12 protein-coding genes are annotated in these 16,066 nt (G+C 68.8%); 8 read left to right on the top strand and 4 right to left on the bottom strand.

The window, feature by feature from the left end:
* Nucleotides 1-7: 7 nt before the first annotated feature.
* Entirely contained in the window at nt 8-1,582 is a 1,575-nt protein-coding gene (locus tag ACFXHA_RS06525) for a serine/threonine-protein kinase (RefSeq protein WP_379353681.1), read from the bottom strand.
* 155 nt (nt 1,583-1,737) lie between these two features.
* On the opposite strand from ACFXHA_RS06525, the gene ACFXHA_RS06520 reads away from it, so the two are divergent.
* Nucleotides 1,738-3,135 (top strand): FHA domain-containing protein, encoded by a 1,398-nt coding sequence (locus tag ACFXHA_RS06520; protein ID WP_379353679.1) that lies wholly within the window; start codon nt 1,738-1,740, stop codon nt 3,133-3,135.
* Nucleotides 3,136-3,149: 14 nt separating this feature from the next.
* On the opposite strand, the gene ACFXHA_RS06515 is transcribed toward ACFXHA_RS06520, so the two are convergent.
* The gene (locus tag ACFXHA_RS06515; protein WP_379354979.1) at nt 3,150-4,604 is read right to left on the bottom strand and encodes a metallopeptidase; all 1,455 of its coding nucleotides are present in this window, start codon (nt 4,602-4,604) and stop codon (nt 3,150-3,152) included.
* Between the two features lie 124 nt (nt 4,605-4,728).
* Here ACFXHA_RS06515 and ACFXHA_RS06510 point away from each other — a divergent pair, with 124 nt between their 5' ends.
* Nucleotides 4,729-7,422 carry an ATP-binding cassette domain-containing protein gene (locus tag ACFXHA_RS06510; RefSeq protein WP_379353677.1) on the top strand — a complete coding sequence of 898 codons (2,694 nt, stop codon included), beginning with the start codon at nt 4,729-4,731 and terminating at the stop codon, nt 7,420-7,422.
* 79 nt (nt 7,423-7,501) lie between these two features.
* Nucleotides 7,502-10,198: a hypothetical protein gene (locus ACFXHA_RS06505; RefSeq protein ID WP_379353675.1), complete on the top strand. Its 2,697-nt coding sequence runs from the start codon at nt 7,502-7,504 to the stop codon at nt 10,196-10,198.
* Here ACFXHA_RS06505 and ACFXHA_RS06500 read toward each other — a convergent pair.
* Nucleotides 10,115-10,765, bottom strand: coding sequence for a hypothetical protein (locus ACFXHA_RS06500; RefSeq protein WP_379353673.1), 651 nt, complete (start codon nt 10,763-10,765; stop codon nt 10,115-10,117). The genes ACFXHA_RS06505 and ACFXHA_RS06500 overlap by 84 nt on opposite strands.
* 300 nt (nt 10,766-11,065) lie before the next feature.
* On the opposite strand from ACFXHA_RS06500, the gene rplM reads away from it, so the two are divergent.
* The 3 genes from rplM (at nt 11,066) to glmM (ending at nt 13,572) form a co-directional block, all read left to right on the top strand.
* On the top strand, nt 11,066-11,509 hold the full coding sequence (rplM, locus tag ACFXHA_RS06495) for a 50S ribosomal protein L13 (protein WP_213557937.1): 444 nt from the start codon (nt 11,066-11,068) through the stop codon (nt 11,507-11,509).
* Nucleotides 11,506-12,030: a 30S ribosomal protein S9 gene (gene rpsI / locus ACFXHA_RS06490; RefSeq protein WP_379353672.1), complete on the top strand. Its 525-nt coding sequence runs from the start codon at nt 11,506-11,508 to the stop codon at nt 12,028-12,030. Before rplM ends, rpsI begins: the two co-directional genes overlap by 4 nt.
* Nucleotides 12,031-12,195: 165 nt before the next feature.
* Entirely contained in the window at nt 12,196-13,572 is a 1,377-nt protein-coding gene (glmM, locus tag ACFXHA_RS06485) for a phosphoglucosamine mutase (RefSeq protein ID WP_379353670.1), read from the top strand.
* A 3-nt stretch (nt 13,573-13,575) separates the two neighbouring features.
* Here glmM and ACFXHA_RS06480 read toward each other — a convergent pair whose 3' ends face one another.
* Nucleotides 13,576-15,219, bottom strand: a complete 1,644-nt coding sequence (locus ACFXHA_RS06480; protein ID WP_379353668.1) for an ABC-F family ATP-binding cassette domain-containing protein — start codon at nt 15,217-15,219, stop codon at nt 13,576-13,578.
* Nucleotides 15,220-15,335: 116 nt separating this feature from the next.
* Here ACFXHA_RS06480 and ACFXHA_RS06475 point away from each other — a divergent pair, with 116 nt between their 5' ends.
* Complete coding sequence (locus ACFXHA_RS06475; RefSeq protein ID WP_379353666.1) at nt 15,336-15,563, top strand: PspC domain-containing protein; 228 nt, start codon at nt 15,336-15,338, stop codon at nt 15,561-15,563.
* 104 nt (nt 15,564-15,667) lie between these two features.
* Nucleotides 15,668-15,979 carry a DUF6802 family protein gene (locus tag ACFXHA_RS06470; protein ID WP_379353664.1) on the top strand — a complete coding sequence of 104 codons (312 nt, stop codon included), beginning with the start codon at nt 15,668-15,670 and terminating at the stop codon, nt 15,977-15,979.
* The last annotated feature ends 87 nt before the right edge of the window (nt 15,980-16,066 follow it).

Below are 16,066 nucleotides of genomic sequence, written 5' to 3'. Positions count from 1 at the left end.
CGTAACCCTACTTGATCCGGTTGTGCAGCACCGGAACCAGCTTGGCGACCAGGGTCTGTGACGAATCCGGTGTCCAGCCGCGGACCGCGGCCACGGCGGCCGCGTCGTCGAGCGGGATGACGATGGCCCGCGAGCTGGTGATCTCGCTGGGCAGGCCGAGCAGCCCACCGCCCCCGGCCTTTTCGTCGCTGCGCACGGCGATGATGTAGGAATCGTCGGGCACCTTCAGCGACCCCCAGCCGTCGGCGGGCCGGGGCGAGGTCTCGTCGCCGGTCGGCTGGTACTGGCTGTTGTAGACGAATCCGAGGCTGTCGAGGAACTTCGCCTGATCGGAACCGGCCAGGTAGATGCTGTATTTGGTGCTGAACTGCGCGCCGGTCACGTCGACCATGGTGACGGTCTTGCCCTGGAAGGCGGGATTGTCCTTGCGCGCCTTGTCGACCGGGCTCAGGTTCGGATCGACCGCCGTGGCGGCGGGGGAGTTGGTGGAAGTCACTGCCGCGCTGTTGCTTCCGCTGCCGCCGCTGGCCACGATGCCGATACCGACAGCCAGCGCCACCGCCACCACCGCGGCACCGAGACCGATGTAGAGCCGGTTACGCGACGGCCGTCCCGTCTCGGTGAGCTCTGGCGTGGAAACCGGTATCCCGGTGAGGGTTTCGCCGCCCGGCCGCAGCATGGCGGGCGGGGCCACCTGGATCGGGTAGGTGGGTGAGGTGGTGGTGGACACCGGCATGTAGCCGGGTACCAGCGCGGCGGCCGCGGCCTCGGCGAAATCGCGGCAGGAGTTGTAGCGGTCGGCGGGATTCTTGGCCATCACCCGCGCGAACACCGCGTCGAGAGCTGCGGGGAGATGCGGGTTGACGTCGGTGGCGCGCGGCGGCGGCTCGTGCAGGTGGCCCATCATGACCAGCGCCGGTTGTGTTGCGGGATAAGGGTTCCGGCCGGTCAGCAGCTTGAAGAAGGCGCAGCCGAGGCTGTAGATGTCGGCGCGGTGATCCAGCGGCTGCCCGGCCAGCTGCTCCGGCGGCGCGTAGGCGATGGTGGCGACGAAGCTGCCGGTCTGGGTGAGCTCGACGGTGTCTTCGGCGGATTTGGCGACGCCGAAGTCGGCGAGCAGGGCGCGTTCGTCCTCGCCGCCGGCGCTCGAGAGCAGGAAGTTGGCGGGCTTCACATCCCGGTGCAGCAGGCCGCGGCGGTGCGCGTAGTCCAGGCCGCGGCCGATCTGGGTGACGATCGACAGGGCGCGCAGCGGCGGAACGGCGGTCGGATCCCGTTTGAGTTCCGCCGAGGCATCGGTGCCCTCGACGTACTGCATGGCGATCCAGAGCTGCCCGTTCTCCTCACCGCGATTGTGCACGGCGACGATATTCGGGTGGTCCATGCCCGCAACCACATTCGCCTCGCGTTCGAAGCGACCCCGGAACTCCTCATTGGTGGTCAGGTCGGCCGAGAGCACCTTGAGCGCGTCCATGCGCGGCAGTTGCGGGTGTTTGGCGAGGTAGACGGTGCCCATTCCCCCGGCCCCGAGCACCCGCACGATCCGGTAGCCGCCGACGATGGTGCCGGGACTCATCGCCATGAATAAAGCTCCCCTGGATGTATCGGTGATCTGCCCTGCAAGCGGCAGCATACTGGACCGCCCGGTCCACAGCGGCGTACGCCGAAGGGGCCCACGTAACCTGGTTGCGTGCTGAACATCCCGAGCCGCAGAGTCCCCGGGGGCCGGTTGCTGTGATGGATCGGCAGGTCGAGGTGGTCGCGGGCGACCATGTGCTGAGCCGGGTGGCCGGCGCGGTCATCCTGGTCGCGCATCGCGAGCGCGGGAAACTCACCCCCGAATCACGGGCCGTGATCGCGGCGCGGGCGCTGGGCGATCTGGTCGCCGACGCCACCGAACTGTCGCCCCAGGGGCCGGGACGGCTGGTGGCCCGCCAGGCCACCCGCTGGCTGATGAAGGAGGCCGAGCGCATCTCGCCCGGCGAGCCGATCGAATTCGGCATCCTGTGCGCCTCCGACAGCGGGGGCGTCGCGATCTTCCTGCACGGTTCGGTGACGGCGGTGCTGGCCGGGAACGCGGTCGAGTACTACCGCGGCAGTGATGCCGCCTTCACCGTGGATCGGGTGGCCGCGCCGCCGACCCGGGCGGTGGCGCTGTTCATCGACGAGAACCGGTCGCGGCCACCCGAACTACCCGAGCGCGGAATCGGTTCGCTCATCGAGGGACTCGCGCCCGCCGCGGGCGCGGTGGTGTGGTTCGAGGGCGAACCCGTGTTGTCACGGCCGCAGCCGCGTCCGGCCCCGGCGCGGCAGCGCGACGTGGAACCGCCGCCGACGGCGGCCTTCGACTCCGATCGGGATCGGCACGCCGACCGCGACCTGGAAGCCACCTGGGAACCGGAGCACGATCCGCAGCCCGAGCCGATTCCCCTGGACCCCAACCTGATTCCGACCCGCACCTCCAACCGGCTACTGCCCGGGATGGATCCCGACCTCGCCGCGCTGATTCCGGCCGACCCGGTCACCGAGGGTCTCGACCTGCATCACGCGCCCACCGAGGCGGGCAATCCGAACGAGACCGCCGGCACCAATCCCGCGCCCAAGCCGGACCCGGACCTGCAACGACGGCTCGAGCAGACCGCCAAGGTCAATGCCCTCACCGTGAAGGTGCTCGGATTCAAGTGCGCGCGGGCGCATCCCAGCGATCCGCGGGCCGCCTTCTGCACGGTGTGCGGTATGCCGGTGGATCAGACCCAGCACGTGGCCGAGGTGATCCGGCCGCCGCTGGGCATGCTGGTGCTCGACGACGGCATGACCTACATGGTGACCGCCGACGCTGTGGTCGGCCGCGATCCGGAACACTCCGATGCCACGCGAGCAGGCTTGGCGCCGTTGCGCATCGACGACAACTCCGGCGGCATGTCCCGCGTCCACGCCGAAATCCGGCTGGTCAACTGGGATATCACCCTCATCGACCTGGGCTCCACCAACGGCACCCGCATCCGCCCGCCCGGCTACCGCGATTGGGTTCGGCTGCAACCCAATCAGCCCTGCACCCTCGTCCCCGGCACCGAACTCATGCTCGGCAACCGCGTGCTGCGCCTCGAACCGGTCGCACCCCCGCCCTTCGGCTGAAGGTTCCGCGGCGGCTACGAATACCGTGCGGCGCAGGTGGTTTGGTCGCCAAGCACGCCCGCGCGGAAGGCGTCCACGCGGGAGAAACCGCTCGGCACGGTGTTGCCGTTGGTGTCGCTGGCGGCCAGGCCATCGGAGAGCAGACCCGAGACCGCCTCGTCGATATCGCCCGAGGTCAGGGTGATGCCGCTCGGCGACTTGTGGTTGGGGTCGGCCAGTTTGGCGGTGATCACTCCTGACAGGCAGGCCGCTCGCAGCCCCGTCTTGGCGCCGGTGAGCGCCTGCCCGACCGCGTGCTGCACGGCCAGCGTGTAGCGGGAGATGAAGACGATGTACGCGCTGTAACTGCCGGTCACATTGGTGGGCAGACCCTCGTCGTCGGCGTTCGAGACGCCGCGGTCGTGCAGGGCGGGTACATCGGTGCCGATGAGATTGGTTGCGGGGCAATAGGTGACGGGCGCGGTGTCGGCGGCGTTGCGGCAGTTCAGTTTCGCGGTGTCGTAGCTGTACTTGGGCTCGTCCGGAATGGGCAGGATGGCGGCCATATCGGTGGCCAGCTGCCGCAGATTGGACTGGTTCACCTCCGAGTTGGCCTGTCCGCCATCGCCATTGCCCTGCGGCAGGTTGACACTGCGCCGGTCGATCTCGTTCTGGTCGATGCCCTGGCAGCCCTTCGGCCCGTCGGTGAAGCCGATCTGTACCGCGGTCACCCGCTGGAAGGCCGAACCGTGCACGCTCTGCGGATCATCGGGGTTCTCGTCCCGGAAGGCGACCGTGGCGGCCAGCACCTGATTGAGGCCGTCGGAGGTGTTGATGGTGAAGTGTTTCGCCTTGCCCTCGGCCACATTCCGGATGAACGCGCCCGCGAAACAGTCGGCCTGCTGCTCCTTGACGATGGTCGGGGTGCGGCGGCCAACGAGCTTGGCCATCTCCTGGATGGCGTGCCCGTACTCGTGGGCCAGCACCATCACCACCGACATCTTCCCGAACTCGTCGGCCACCGCGGGCAGCAGGACGCCGCGATCCCAGCCAACCGAACCGTCCAGTCGGCAATAGGCCGCATTGACGAGCCGGTAACTGGACTCGCCGCAGAACTGCCCGGCCTGCGACCGCGGCGTCTTGGCACTCCAGGAGATGAACTTGGTGACCGGCGCGAAGGTGCCGCCGAACTCCAGCGGGAACTCGCCCTGCCAATAGGTCTGGATGTCGTCGAGCGCGTTCAGCACCAGATGGTCTATCTGACCGTTATCGGAATCCTGTGCGGTCAGCGGCGAATCCGCGGCACCGGCACGGGGGCCGTTGGGTCCGCTCGTCGTGGGCAGACCGGCCACCTTGAACGGATCGTCGTAGATGGAAACCGCCCGTCCATGAATACTTCGTGTACATCCGGACAAGAGTGCGACCGCCACCACCAGCACGCCGGTCACCACGAGCAGGCGCCGAATTCCCCCGAACCGGCGCGTGCGCACGGCCTCCCCCTGGCGTCTCCGCACTGGCACTCCCTCGCAAAGCGGTCGAATCACTGTCCCGTTATCGGGCTGGTTGCCGATAAGGGCAACGCCGGACTCCGGGGGCTTCGCTTATTATCCAGCCATGTCTTCACCGGGGGCGCAGCAGATCACCGTGCGTCATGATGGAACCGATCGGGTCTTCGACGCGACACAACAGATCACCATGGGCCGGGCGCCGGAGGTGACGCTGTTCGTCGACAGCCCGCTGGTGTCCCGGGTGCACGCCATCCTCAGCTACGAGGCCGGGTCGTGGATGCTCACCGACAACGGCAGCACCAACGGTGTTTTCGTGGATGCCCGCCGCCTGACGACGCCGCTGGTCATCAACCGGCCCACCCAGGTGCGCCTCGGTGACGCAATCAGCGGGCCGCTGCTGCACCTGCTGCCGCAGGCCGCCCGCGCGGCCACGCCGACGCCGCAGCCACAACCGCAGCGCCCGAACGTGATGCCGCCGCCGAACCGGCCGCCGTCGCGGCCACAGCCCCAGGCCGGGCAGCCGCAGCCCTATCCGCAGCGCCCGCCCGTGCAGTCGCAGCGGCCCAACCCGCAGCAGGCGTGGCAGCAGCCGAATCCGGTCCAGCCCAATGTCGCCCAGCCGAATCCGAATCCGGTCCAGCGGCCGAATCCGAACCGGCCCACGCCCGGTCCGCAGCATCAGCAGCCGAACCAGGCCCAGCAGCGGCCCACCCCGCCGCCCGCGAATGTGGTTCGCCCGCCGGTCAATACGCCGTCGCCCGCGAGCGACCCCATCAACATGACCACCAAGGCGGACACCTCCGCGCTGCCGCCGATCCGGGCCCGCGCCTCCACCGCCGCCATGGCGCGCGCCGACCGGATTCCGCGCGAGGGCCTGAACATCGGCCGTACCAGCGATAACCAGATCGTGGTCAACGATCCGATGGCCTCGCGCAATCACGCGCGCCTGGTGCCGGACCGCCAGGGCCTGGCCATCGAGGACCTGAACTCGGCCAACGGCACCTTCGTCAACGGCCGCCGCGAACAGCGGGCGCTGCTGCGCGAACGTGACATCGTCACGATCGGCAATATCGACTTCGTGGTGCAGGAAGGCACCCTGGTGCACCGGCAGCGGCCGGTCGCGGAACAGGGCCTGCACGTGCACGGCGTCTCGTTCACCGTCGAGGGCAACAAGCAGTTGCTCGTCGATGTGAACATGCAAGCCGGGCGCGGCTCGCTGACCGCGCTCATCGGACCTTCCGGTGCCGGCAAGTCGACGCTGTCGAAACTCATTGCGGGAACCACGCATCCGTCCGCGGGCGTGGTCACCTTCGAGGGCCGCAACCTGCACGCCGAGTACGAGGCGCTGCGCTCCCGCATCGGCATGGTGCCGCAGGACGACGTGCTGCACCGGCAGCTCACCGTCAAGCAGGCGCTCAACTTCGCCGCCCAGCTGCGGCTGCCCCCGGACACCAGCAAGGCCGACCGCAAACAGGTGATCGAGGATGTGCTGAAGGAGCTTTCGCTCACCCAGCACGCCGACACCCGGGTGGACCGGCTCTCCGGCGGTCAGCGCAAGCGCGCCTCGGTGGCCATGGAACTGCTCACCGGTCCCTCGCTGCTCATCCTGGACGAACCCACCTCCGGCCTGGATCCGGCGCTGGACCGGCAGGTCATGACCATGCTGCGGGAACTGGCCGACGCCGGGCGCACCGTCATCGTGGTCACCCACTCGGTCGCCTGCCTGGACATGTGCGATCAGGTGCTGCTGCTCGCGCCGGGCGGCAAGACCGCGTTCTGCGGGCATCCGGGCAGTGTCGGGCATGTGATGGGAACCAGCGACTGGGCCGAGATCTTCGGCCGGGTCGCCGACGACCCGGACCGGGCCTTCGCGAATTTCCGTTCGCGGCAAGCGTTTGCGGAACCGCCCGCGCCGGTCAAACCGGTCGAGCGGGCCAAGGCGCCGAAATCCAGTCCGGTCAAACAGTTCTCGACCCTGTTCCGCCGGCAGTTGCGGCTCATCTTCGCCGACCGCGGCTATCTCGCATTCCTCGTCGTCCTGCCGTTCGTACTGGCCGGACTGTCGCTGGTGGTGCCGGGCAAGAACGGGTTCGAATCGGTCGGATTCGTGCAGGCGCCGGACGGCAGTTTCGTGCGCGCCAACAACGGTGAGGCGCAACAGCTGCTGGTGGTGCTCATTCTGGGCGCGTGCTTCCTGGGCGTCGCGCTCACCGTGCGTGACCTGGTCGGTGAGCGACCCATCTACTTCCGGGAACGCGCGGTCGGATTGCGTTCCGGCTCCTACCTGATGTCCAAGGTCGTCGTGTTCAGTCTCGCGGCGATGCTGCAGTCGGCGGTCATGATCGGCATCGTGCTGGTGGTGAAGAAGCCGCCGAGCAAGGGTTCGGTGATCCCGAACGGGCCCGCGGAGCTCTACCTCGACGTGGCGCTCACCGCGGTCTGCTGCGTGGTGCTCGGCCTCGCGCTCTCGGCGCTGGCCCGCTCCAACGAACAGGTGATGCCGCTGCTCGTGGTGATCATCATGGCGCAGCTGGTGATGGCGGGTGGCCTGATCCCGGTGACGGGTCGCGCTGTGCTGGACCAGATCTCGTGGCTGTTCCCGTCGCGCTGGGGCTATTCCGCCGGTGCGTCCACCGTCAATCTGCCCGACCTGTCGGCCTCCGATGCGGCGCAGAAGGACCATTTCTGGAAGCACACGGTGGCCGCCTGGTCACTGGATATCGGCGTGCTGGTCCTGATCACGGTGCTGCTGGCGCTGTTCACCTGGTCGCGTCTGCGCCTGAAGAAGTCGGCTGCGTGATCGGGGATTCGTGCAGGCGGGGGTGCGAAGTGTGGAATCGGTCGCGCGCGCGGCGGAGCGAGCAGGCAGACTGATGGGCGTGACGGCTCGAGTTGGGGCAGTGCATCTCGGCTGGGACGTGGTGTCGGTGGCCGCCGGAGGCGGCGGCTCACCCATACGCCCGGTCCAGGTCGAAGGCTCATACACACCACCCGCCTACCTACTGGCGGATTCGTCCGGCCGGTTGCACACCGCCGGCGTGGACCGGCGTCCCGACGTCGGCATCGCCATCTCCGATGTGCGCGACATCATCGGGCACCCGCAGATCGTGGTGGCCGGGGCGACCTGGCCCGCCGAACTGGTGTTCCGGGCGCGCATGCACAATCCGCTCGCCTCCATCGTCGAACGCTTCGGCGGCCCGGCGGATGTGGTGGCGCTGCCCTTCCCCGACGAATGGCCCGACCCCAAGGTCGACGAATTCGTGCGCCTGGTCGAGCAACTCGGCGTCTCCGCCGAACCACTGCCCGAATCGGTGGCGCTCTCCGGCTATGTGCGGGCCCTCGGCCTGGTGCGTGCGCCCGGTCGCGGCGCGGCGGTCGGCGCGGTCGGCGTCTACTCCGACGGTCGCGAATGCCTGGTGGTCGCGGTGCACGGGGATGACGATCAGCCGACCGAATCGGTCAGCGTCGCCATCACCGCCGAGGCGCTGCACGAAGCGCGCGCCGCCGACAACGTGGTCATCGAGGTGATGGCCGCGGCCCGCGCCATCAATGCCGACACCTCCACGGTGCTGCTCACCGGCAATGTCTGCTTCAACGACGCGCTGCGGCTGGCCTTCCAGAACCATCTCGGCCACCGCTTCCAGGTCGCCGATCACCCCATGCACGCCCTCGTACTCGGTGCGACCCATCTGCTGGTCGCCGACAGCGAAGGCGACCCGGCCTACGACCGCCCGGCCGCGAGCGGGGCCCAGTCCTCCGGTGGTGCTGCCCAGGCGTCCGGTGGTGCTGCCCAGGCGGCGGATTCCCGCCCGGTCGAGCAGGGGCCACGCCACGTTCCCGCCGGCTCGGGCCAGCCGCTGCAGCGGCAGCCGGAGCCCTTGGCGCAACAGCCGGAACTCGTTCCCCGGCACATGGATTCACCGCCCACGCCCGAATCCGCCACGCCCCGAACGGGATCCGCCGGACCCGCCACGGGCGCACAGCCGGTCATCGACCCGGCCGCCGCGCAATCGGTCGGCGCGCAAGCCGCGAATTCGGTGGAGCAGACCCATCGCATCACCGCCGAAGAGGCCGCAGCCTTCAAGGCGCAATCCGCCCGGGCGACCGGGACCGGACCGCAGCCGGTCGCCGGTCCGGCCGCCGCAACCGATGCCGCGGCGGTAGCCGCCGCGGGTGGGACGGATACCGGCGCGGGCGCACCCACCGGGCCCGGCGGGCTGACCCAGCGCATGACGGCCGAGGAGATCGCACGGCTGGCCGCACAGGCCGGTATCTCCGGAACCTCGGCGGCAGGACTCTTCGCGCACGGCCGCCACGAGGCTCCGGAGGCCGGACAGCAGGGCGGCGGTGATGCGAGCCAAGGGGTTTCGGGTGAGACGTCCGCCGATTCGGCCGGCCGCGGCACCCTGCCACCCGGACTGGAAGGTGTGGGCGGCCGGTTCATGCGGCCACCGGGCTCACCGGCCGATGATCAGATGACCGCCGTCGTGGGCCGCGAGGTGCTCGGTAGCGCCGGGACCGGCCAGCCCGGCGGGTACGGCACGAGTTCCGGGGCCGGGCAACAGGGTTCGGAAGCCGGTGCGGGTGCGTACGGTCCAGGCGGCCAAGGTCAGCAGGGCGGCCAGGGGCAGTCCGGTGGTCAAGGTCAGCCGGGTGGTCAAGGCGGTACGTACGGGCCGCAGGGCGGATACGGAGCGGCCGGTCAGCAGGCCGCGTACGGGCAGGCCGGCGGCTATGGCCAGTCCGGTGGTCAGCAGGGCTACGGGCCGGGCGGCACGTACGGACCTGGTGGTTCCTACGGTGCGGCAGGTCAATCCGCGCCGGGCGCTCCCGGTTATCAGGGCGGTCAGGGCTACGGTCCGGCAAATGCTCCAGGATCCGAGGCGGGCGCGCAGGGCGGTTCCGGTCCGTACGGACCGGCTGTCGGCCAGCCGGGTGCCGGTGGGCAGTATGGCCAGGCCGGAGGCTATGGCTCGACTCCTGGTTACGGGCAGCAGGGCGGCTACGGTCAGGGTGGATACGGTGCTTCGGGCCCGGCCGGTGGCTATGGCCCCGAAGGGGATTCGTCCGGTTCGGGTCGCGGGAGTTTTGCTGGATCCGGCGGAAACGCTCCTGGTCAGCCCGGCGCGATGTACGGTGGGTCGATGTCCACGGGGGCGCGTCAGTCGAATCCGCAATCGCCGGAAGATGCCGCAGGCCAGTCGGATTCGGAATCCGACTCCGAGCGCAAGCCGCGCAAGGGCAAGCTCTGGAACAAGATGCGCAAGCCGTTCGGCGCGCCGATCATCATCGGCGCGGCGGCCCTGTCGGTGCTGGGCATCCATTCCGACGGTGCCGCGCACTCCACCGCGGCTCCGGTGTCCGACACCGTGATTCAGGTAGGTGCCGGTGCGCTGCACCCGGTCGGTCAATCCTGCGCGGTGACCCCGTCGGTCTCGGGTCTACCGGCCACGGGTATCGCCACGATCGGTGATCCGCGGAACCTGGACTGCCTACGCTTCGGCATCGACACGCTTCGCTACACCGTTCCCGGACCCGTGCGCGGCATCGATCCCGGCCCGCCACTGCACATCTGAGCCCGGCAGCAACTCCGAGCTTCGTACCCAGCCCGCCGCGGCCAGCAACTCGATCTGTGAGATCCGAGGTGCCGGTCCGGTGTGGCCGGTCAGCGCCCAGGCGCGGTCGACCGTGGCCTGGCGTAGTCGCCGGGCCGCGAAGAACAGGGTCGCGGCCAGCGGCAGTTCACCGATGCCCGCGGAGAGCACCGAGAACCACAGTTCCGGGGTGTTCCAATCCAGCACGATGTCGAACCAGGCATCACAGACCAGCAGCGTGCCGGTGATCATCGCCCACGGGATGAAGATCTGCCGTCGCCGCCAGGCGTACCAGGCGGTCATGCCGATCGCTCCGACGAGTGCGAAGTCGAATCCCACCCACGCGATATCCCACTGGTTCACCTCCCGCCGCGAGGGCAGGCTGACGGAGAGATACGCGATCCACGGGATGAGGAACACCAGGCTTCCGGTCACCACGGCGAGCAGCGTCCGGCGCAGCGCGCGGGCATGCGGATGTGGCTGCGGGACATCGACGCGCGGTCGGCCCACTCCGGTCTGCGGGCGGCTCGGATGAATGTCGATCGTCATCGCGACCTCCAATGGCACTGCGACTGCTCAACCGCCGTGGCGGTCCCGGTCCTCACTACAATGCCCGTAGCGGAGGTGGGTATTCCGCTTACTGCGTGATCTGGATCACTATCGGACGTCGAATCGTCGTCCTCCGGACCGGATTCGGGTGTGCGTACCGGCGCTGGTAAGGTGCTTCGTTGGTGTGCGGTACGGCCGGGAAACCGGTTGTCGCACGGGCCCCGGGTCTCCACCAGCCGCCGGGAATCAGCTCGACCGCACGCTGTGGTTGGCAAAACCTACGACAGACAGGGATGCACTGTGCCTACGTACAGCCCCAAGGGCGGTGACGTGACCCGCAAGTGGTACGTCATCGACGCCACTGACGTAGTGCTCGGCCGTCTTTCCGTGCAGGCTGCAAATATCCTGCGCGGCAAGAACAAGCCGACCTACGCTCCGAACGTTGACGGTGGCGACTTCGTCATCATCATCAATGCCGAGAAGGTTGCCATCTCCGGCAACAAGCGGCAGGACAAGGTCCTCTACACCCACTCCGGCCACCCGGGTGGTCTGAAGGGCCGTACCGTGGGCCAGATCCTGGACACCCGCCCCGACCGTCTGGTCGAGCGTGCCGTCAAGGGCATGATCCCGAAGAACAAGCTGGGCAACCAGATCATCGGCAAGCTGAAGGTCTACGCGGGCCCGAACCACCCGCACGCCGCCCAGCAGCCCATCCCCTTCGAGATCAAGCAGGTGGCCCAGTGACCGCTCCCGAAGAATTCAACGAGGACGGCTACGTCGTCGAGGACACCGCTGTTGAGGTCGTCGAGGAGGGTGACGGTTACGAGGCCGAGGCCGAGTACACCGAGACCGAGTCCTTCGCCGCGCCGGTCCTGATCGACCGTCCGGTGCAGACCGTCGGCCGCCGCAAGGAGGCCGTGGTCCGCGTGCGCCTGGTGCCGGGTTCCGGCAACTTCGTGCTCAACGGCCGCACCATCGAGGATTACTTCCCGAACAAGGTGCACCAGCAGCTGGTGAAGTCCCCGCTGGTCACGGTCGAGCGTGTCGAGTCCTTCGACATCTTCGCCCGCCTCGTCGGTGGTGGCCCGTCCGGTCAGGCCGGCGCCCTGCGCCTCGCCATCGCGCGTGCCCTCATCGAGGTCACCCCGGACGACCGTCCCGCCCTCAAGCGTGCCGGCTTCCTGACTCGTGACCCGCGTGCCACCGAGCGTAAGAAGTACGGCCTCAAGAAGGCCCGTAAGGCGCCTCAGTACTCGAAGCGCTGATATTGCCCTGTACGGCAGTACCGTGCCCGGCCCTTTCGAGGGCCGGGCACGGTACCGTTTGTACGGCAACCTGTACGAGAGCAGGCTCCCCGCAACGGTTTTCGAACTGGCTGGGCGCCTGCTCTCGTGCTGTATCGACCGGAAATCGGCAGGGGTGTTGAGGTAATGGGACGTTTGTTCGGCACCGATGGTGTGCGTGGCCTGGCCAATGGCTCGTTGAGTCCGGAACTGGCGCTGCAGGTTTCATCCGCCGCCGCGCAGGTGCTCAGCCGGGGGAAGAAGCGGGCGCTGGCCGTCGTCGGCCGCGATCCGCGCGCCAGCGGCGAGATGCTCGAGGCCGTGGTCACCGCGGGCCTCACCGCCGCCGGGGTGGACGTGCTGTCGGTCGGCGTGCTGCCGACGCCCGCCGTCGCCTATCTCACGGGCGTGTACGACGCCTGCCTGGGCGTTGTCATCTCCGCCTCGCACAATCCCATGCCGGACAACGGCATCAAGATCTTCGCCGCGGGCGGGCACAAGCTGGACGACGCCATCGAGGACCGCATCGAGGCGCTCATCGACGAGGGCACGTTCACCCGGCCCACCGGTGCCGCCATCGGGCGCGTGCTGGGACGTCCCGGGCTGGGCGGGCACGTGTACGACGTGCACGACCGCTACAGCCTCGAGGGCACTCACGAGCGCTACGTCGAGCATCTGGTTCAGGCCACCGGCCGCGATCTGCGCGGGATCACCGTGGTCGTGGACTGCGCGCACGGCGCGGCCTCCGAGGTCGGGCCGGCCGCTTTCCGCGAGGCGGGCGCGACGGTCATCGCCATCAATGCCGAACCCGACGGCCTCAATATCAATGACGGTTGCGGCTCCACGCATCTGGCGCAGATCCAGCAGGCTGTCCGTGAGCACGGCGCGGACCTCGGTCTCGCCCTCGACGGCGACGCCGACCGCTGCCTGGCCGTGGACGCCACCGGCGCGATCATCGACGGCGACGCCATCATGGCCGTGCTGGCCGTGGCCATGCGCGACTCCGGTGAGCTGGCCGCCAACACGCTGGTCGCCACCGTCATGAGCAACCTCGGCCTGCATATCGCCATGCGCGCGGCCGGAATCACGGTGCGCACCACCGCCGTCGGCGACCGCTACGTCCTCGAGGATCTGCGCGCGGGCGGCTTCACCCTGGGCGGTGAGCAGTCCGGCCACGTGGTCTTCCCCAAGTTCGGCACCACCGGCGACGGTGTCCTCACCGGTTTGAAGCTGATGGCCCGGATGGCCGAAACCGGTAGCACCCTGGCCGAATTGGCGGGCATCGTGCAGACCGTGCCCCAGGTGCTGCTGAACGTCCCGGTCTCCGACAAGGCCGCCGTGGCCTCCGCCCCCGCGGTGCTGGCGGCCGTCGCCGAGGCCGAGGCTCTGCTCGGTGACACCGGCCGAATCCTGCTGCGTCCCAGCGGAACCGAGCAGCTGGTTCGCGTCATGGTGGAGGCCACCGACCAGGCTCAGGCGCACAACCTGGCCGACAACCTCGCCAAGCTGGTCGCCGCCGTCTAGCCCTTACTGCCGTTCGGTGAGCTGCCCGGCTTCCATGTGCCAACGCCGGGTGGCTCGCACGTTGTCGAGCATGCGGCGGTCGTGGGTGACCAGGAGGACTGTGCCCTCGAAGGATTCGACGGCCTCCTCGAGCTGTTCGATGGCGGGGAGGTCCAGATGGTTGGTGGGCTCGTCGAGGACCAGCAGGTTCACGCCTCGGGCCTGCAGCAGGGCCAGGGCGGCCCGGGTGCGTTCGCCCGGTGACAGGGTGTCGTTGGGGCGCATCACATGGGGGCCGCGCAGGCCGAACTTCGCGAGCAGGGTGCGGACGTCGGGCTCGTTCCAGTCGGGGACCTCGGCGCTGAAGGTGTCGGCCAGATTGGCGGTGCCGCGGAAGAGTCCGCGCGCCTGATCGACCTCGCCGATGGCCACGCCCGAACCCAGGGCGGCGGATCCGCTGTCCGGCTTCGTCTTGCCGAGCAGCAGCGACAGCAGGGTGGATTTGCCGGAGCCGTTCGCGCCGGTCAGCACGATGCGGTCGCCCCAATCCACCTGCACCGACATCGGTCCCAGCGTGAACTCGCCACGGGTCAGGGTCGCGCCCGACAGGGTCGCCACCACCGAGCCGCTGCGCGGGGCGGCGGCGATGGACATGCGCAGCTCCCACTCCTTGCGCGGTTCCTCCACCGCGTCCAGGCGTTCGATGCGCTTGACCGTCTGCTTGATCTTCGAGGCTTGCTTCTCGGTGGATTCCGCGCGGGCCTTGCGACCCATCTTGTCGGTGTCGCCCTTCGACTTGCGGCGGGCATTGCGGACGCCGTGCTCCAGCCAGTTGCGCTGCATATTCGCGCGCGCTTCCAGGCCGGACTTGGTGTCGGCGTACTCGTCGTAGGCCTCGCGGGCGTGGCGGCGCGCGATCGCACGCTCCTCCAGATAGGACTCGTAGCCGCCGTCGTAGATACCGACCTGCTGCTGCGCCAGATCCAGTTCCACAATGCGATTCACGGTGCGCGCCAAGAACTCCCGGTCGTGGCTGATCACCATGAGGGGCTCGCGGACGCCCGTCACGAACTGCTCGAGCCGGGCCAGGCCGTCCAGGTCCAGGTCATTGGTGGGCTCGTCGAGCAACAGGATGTCGAAGCGGGACAACAGGACCGAGGCCAGTCCGGCGCGGGCGGCCTGACCACCCGACAGCACGGTCATGGGGGTGTCGAGGCCGTGCGGCAGGCTCTCGGCGAGGCCGAGGTCGGCGGCCGTCTCCTCCGCGCGCTGCTCGAGATCCGCGCCGCCGAGCGCGAGCCAGCGTTCCAGGGCGGGGGAGAACTCGTCCTCGCCGCCGTCCGCGAGACGTTCGGCGGCGGCGTCCATGGTCTGCTGGGCCTCGGCGACACCGGTTCGGCGGCGCAGGAATTCGAGCACGGTCTCGCCCGCGAGACGTTCGGGCTCCTGGGCCAGGTAGCCGACGGTGGCGTCGGGCGGGCTCAGCACGATCTCGCCCTCGGGGGCGTTCCCGTCGGCGAGCAGGCGCAGCAGGGTGGATTTACCGGCCCCGTTCACGCCGACCAGTCCGATCACGTCGCCGGGGGCGAGGATCAGGTCCAGGTCGGAGAACAGGGTCCGCTCGCCGTGTCCGGCGGCCAGGCCGCGCGCATGCAGAGTGGTGCTCACCAGGGCGATTCTGCCGTGCTCAGGGTGCCACCCTGACGTCGGCCCTCGGAAAGTTCAGGGTCGGAATGGGGCGCGGGACCGATGTGGGTGGTGATCGAACTCGGCACAGTGGAGTCATGACAACACAGTTCCCGACACCGGCACCCGAATACTCGCCCCAGCCCCCGAAGCGACTGACCCGCTCCCGCACCGACAGTTGGATCGGCGGCGTGTGCGGCGGTCTCGCCGAATACCTTGGCTGGAACGCCAATCTCGTCCGCATCTTGTTCGTGGCGTCCTGCCTGCTGCCCGGCCCGCAGTTCCTGCTCTACATCGCGCTGTGGATCATCATTCCGAAGGGCTGAGTTATCCACAGGGGGCGAGTTATCCACATTCGGTATCGAAGGTGGTGCGTCGGCCATCGCACGGTGACAGGATGAGAGTCACGTCACAGCGGAGGAGCGACACCATGGTCACATCGGGTGATCTGCCCGGATTGGATCTGCCGGATTTCGACGCGCATTCGGCACTCGATGCGCTCGGTGCGGTGGAGTTAGCCCATCCCACGCAGGATCTCGATGGTGACGGTCTACTCGACACCGTGACCACCGGCACCGATCACGCCATGCAGGTGTGGACCGATCTCGATCACGACGGCTACGCCGACCACGTGACGGTGGTGGACACCGGCGGGGACTATTCGGCCTGGGAGTTCCACCACAATCCGGACGGCACCACCGCGTGGGTGCGGACCGACGAAGGACACCTCGGCGGCAAATAGCCGGAGGCAGTGGGGGTTTCACGGCGCAAGGTTCTGCTTCGCGGCACACCGGTCCGGTGTGCCGCAGAGATTTGCTGTGCAGCACAG

It is taken from the genome of Nocardia sp. NPDC059240 (genome assembly GCF_042753865.1).
In the GTDB taxonomy this organism is placed as follows: Bacteria; Actinomycetota; Actinomycetes; order Mycobacteriales; family Mycobacteriaceae; genus Nocardia.
Note: the sequence above shows the minus strand (reverse complement) of the source record. Positions and strands in the feature narration are given on the sequence as shown.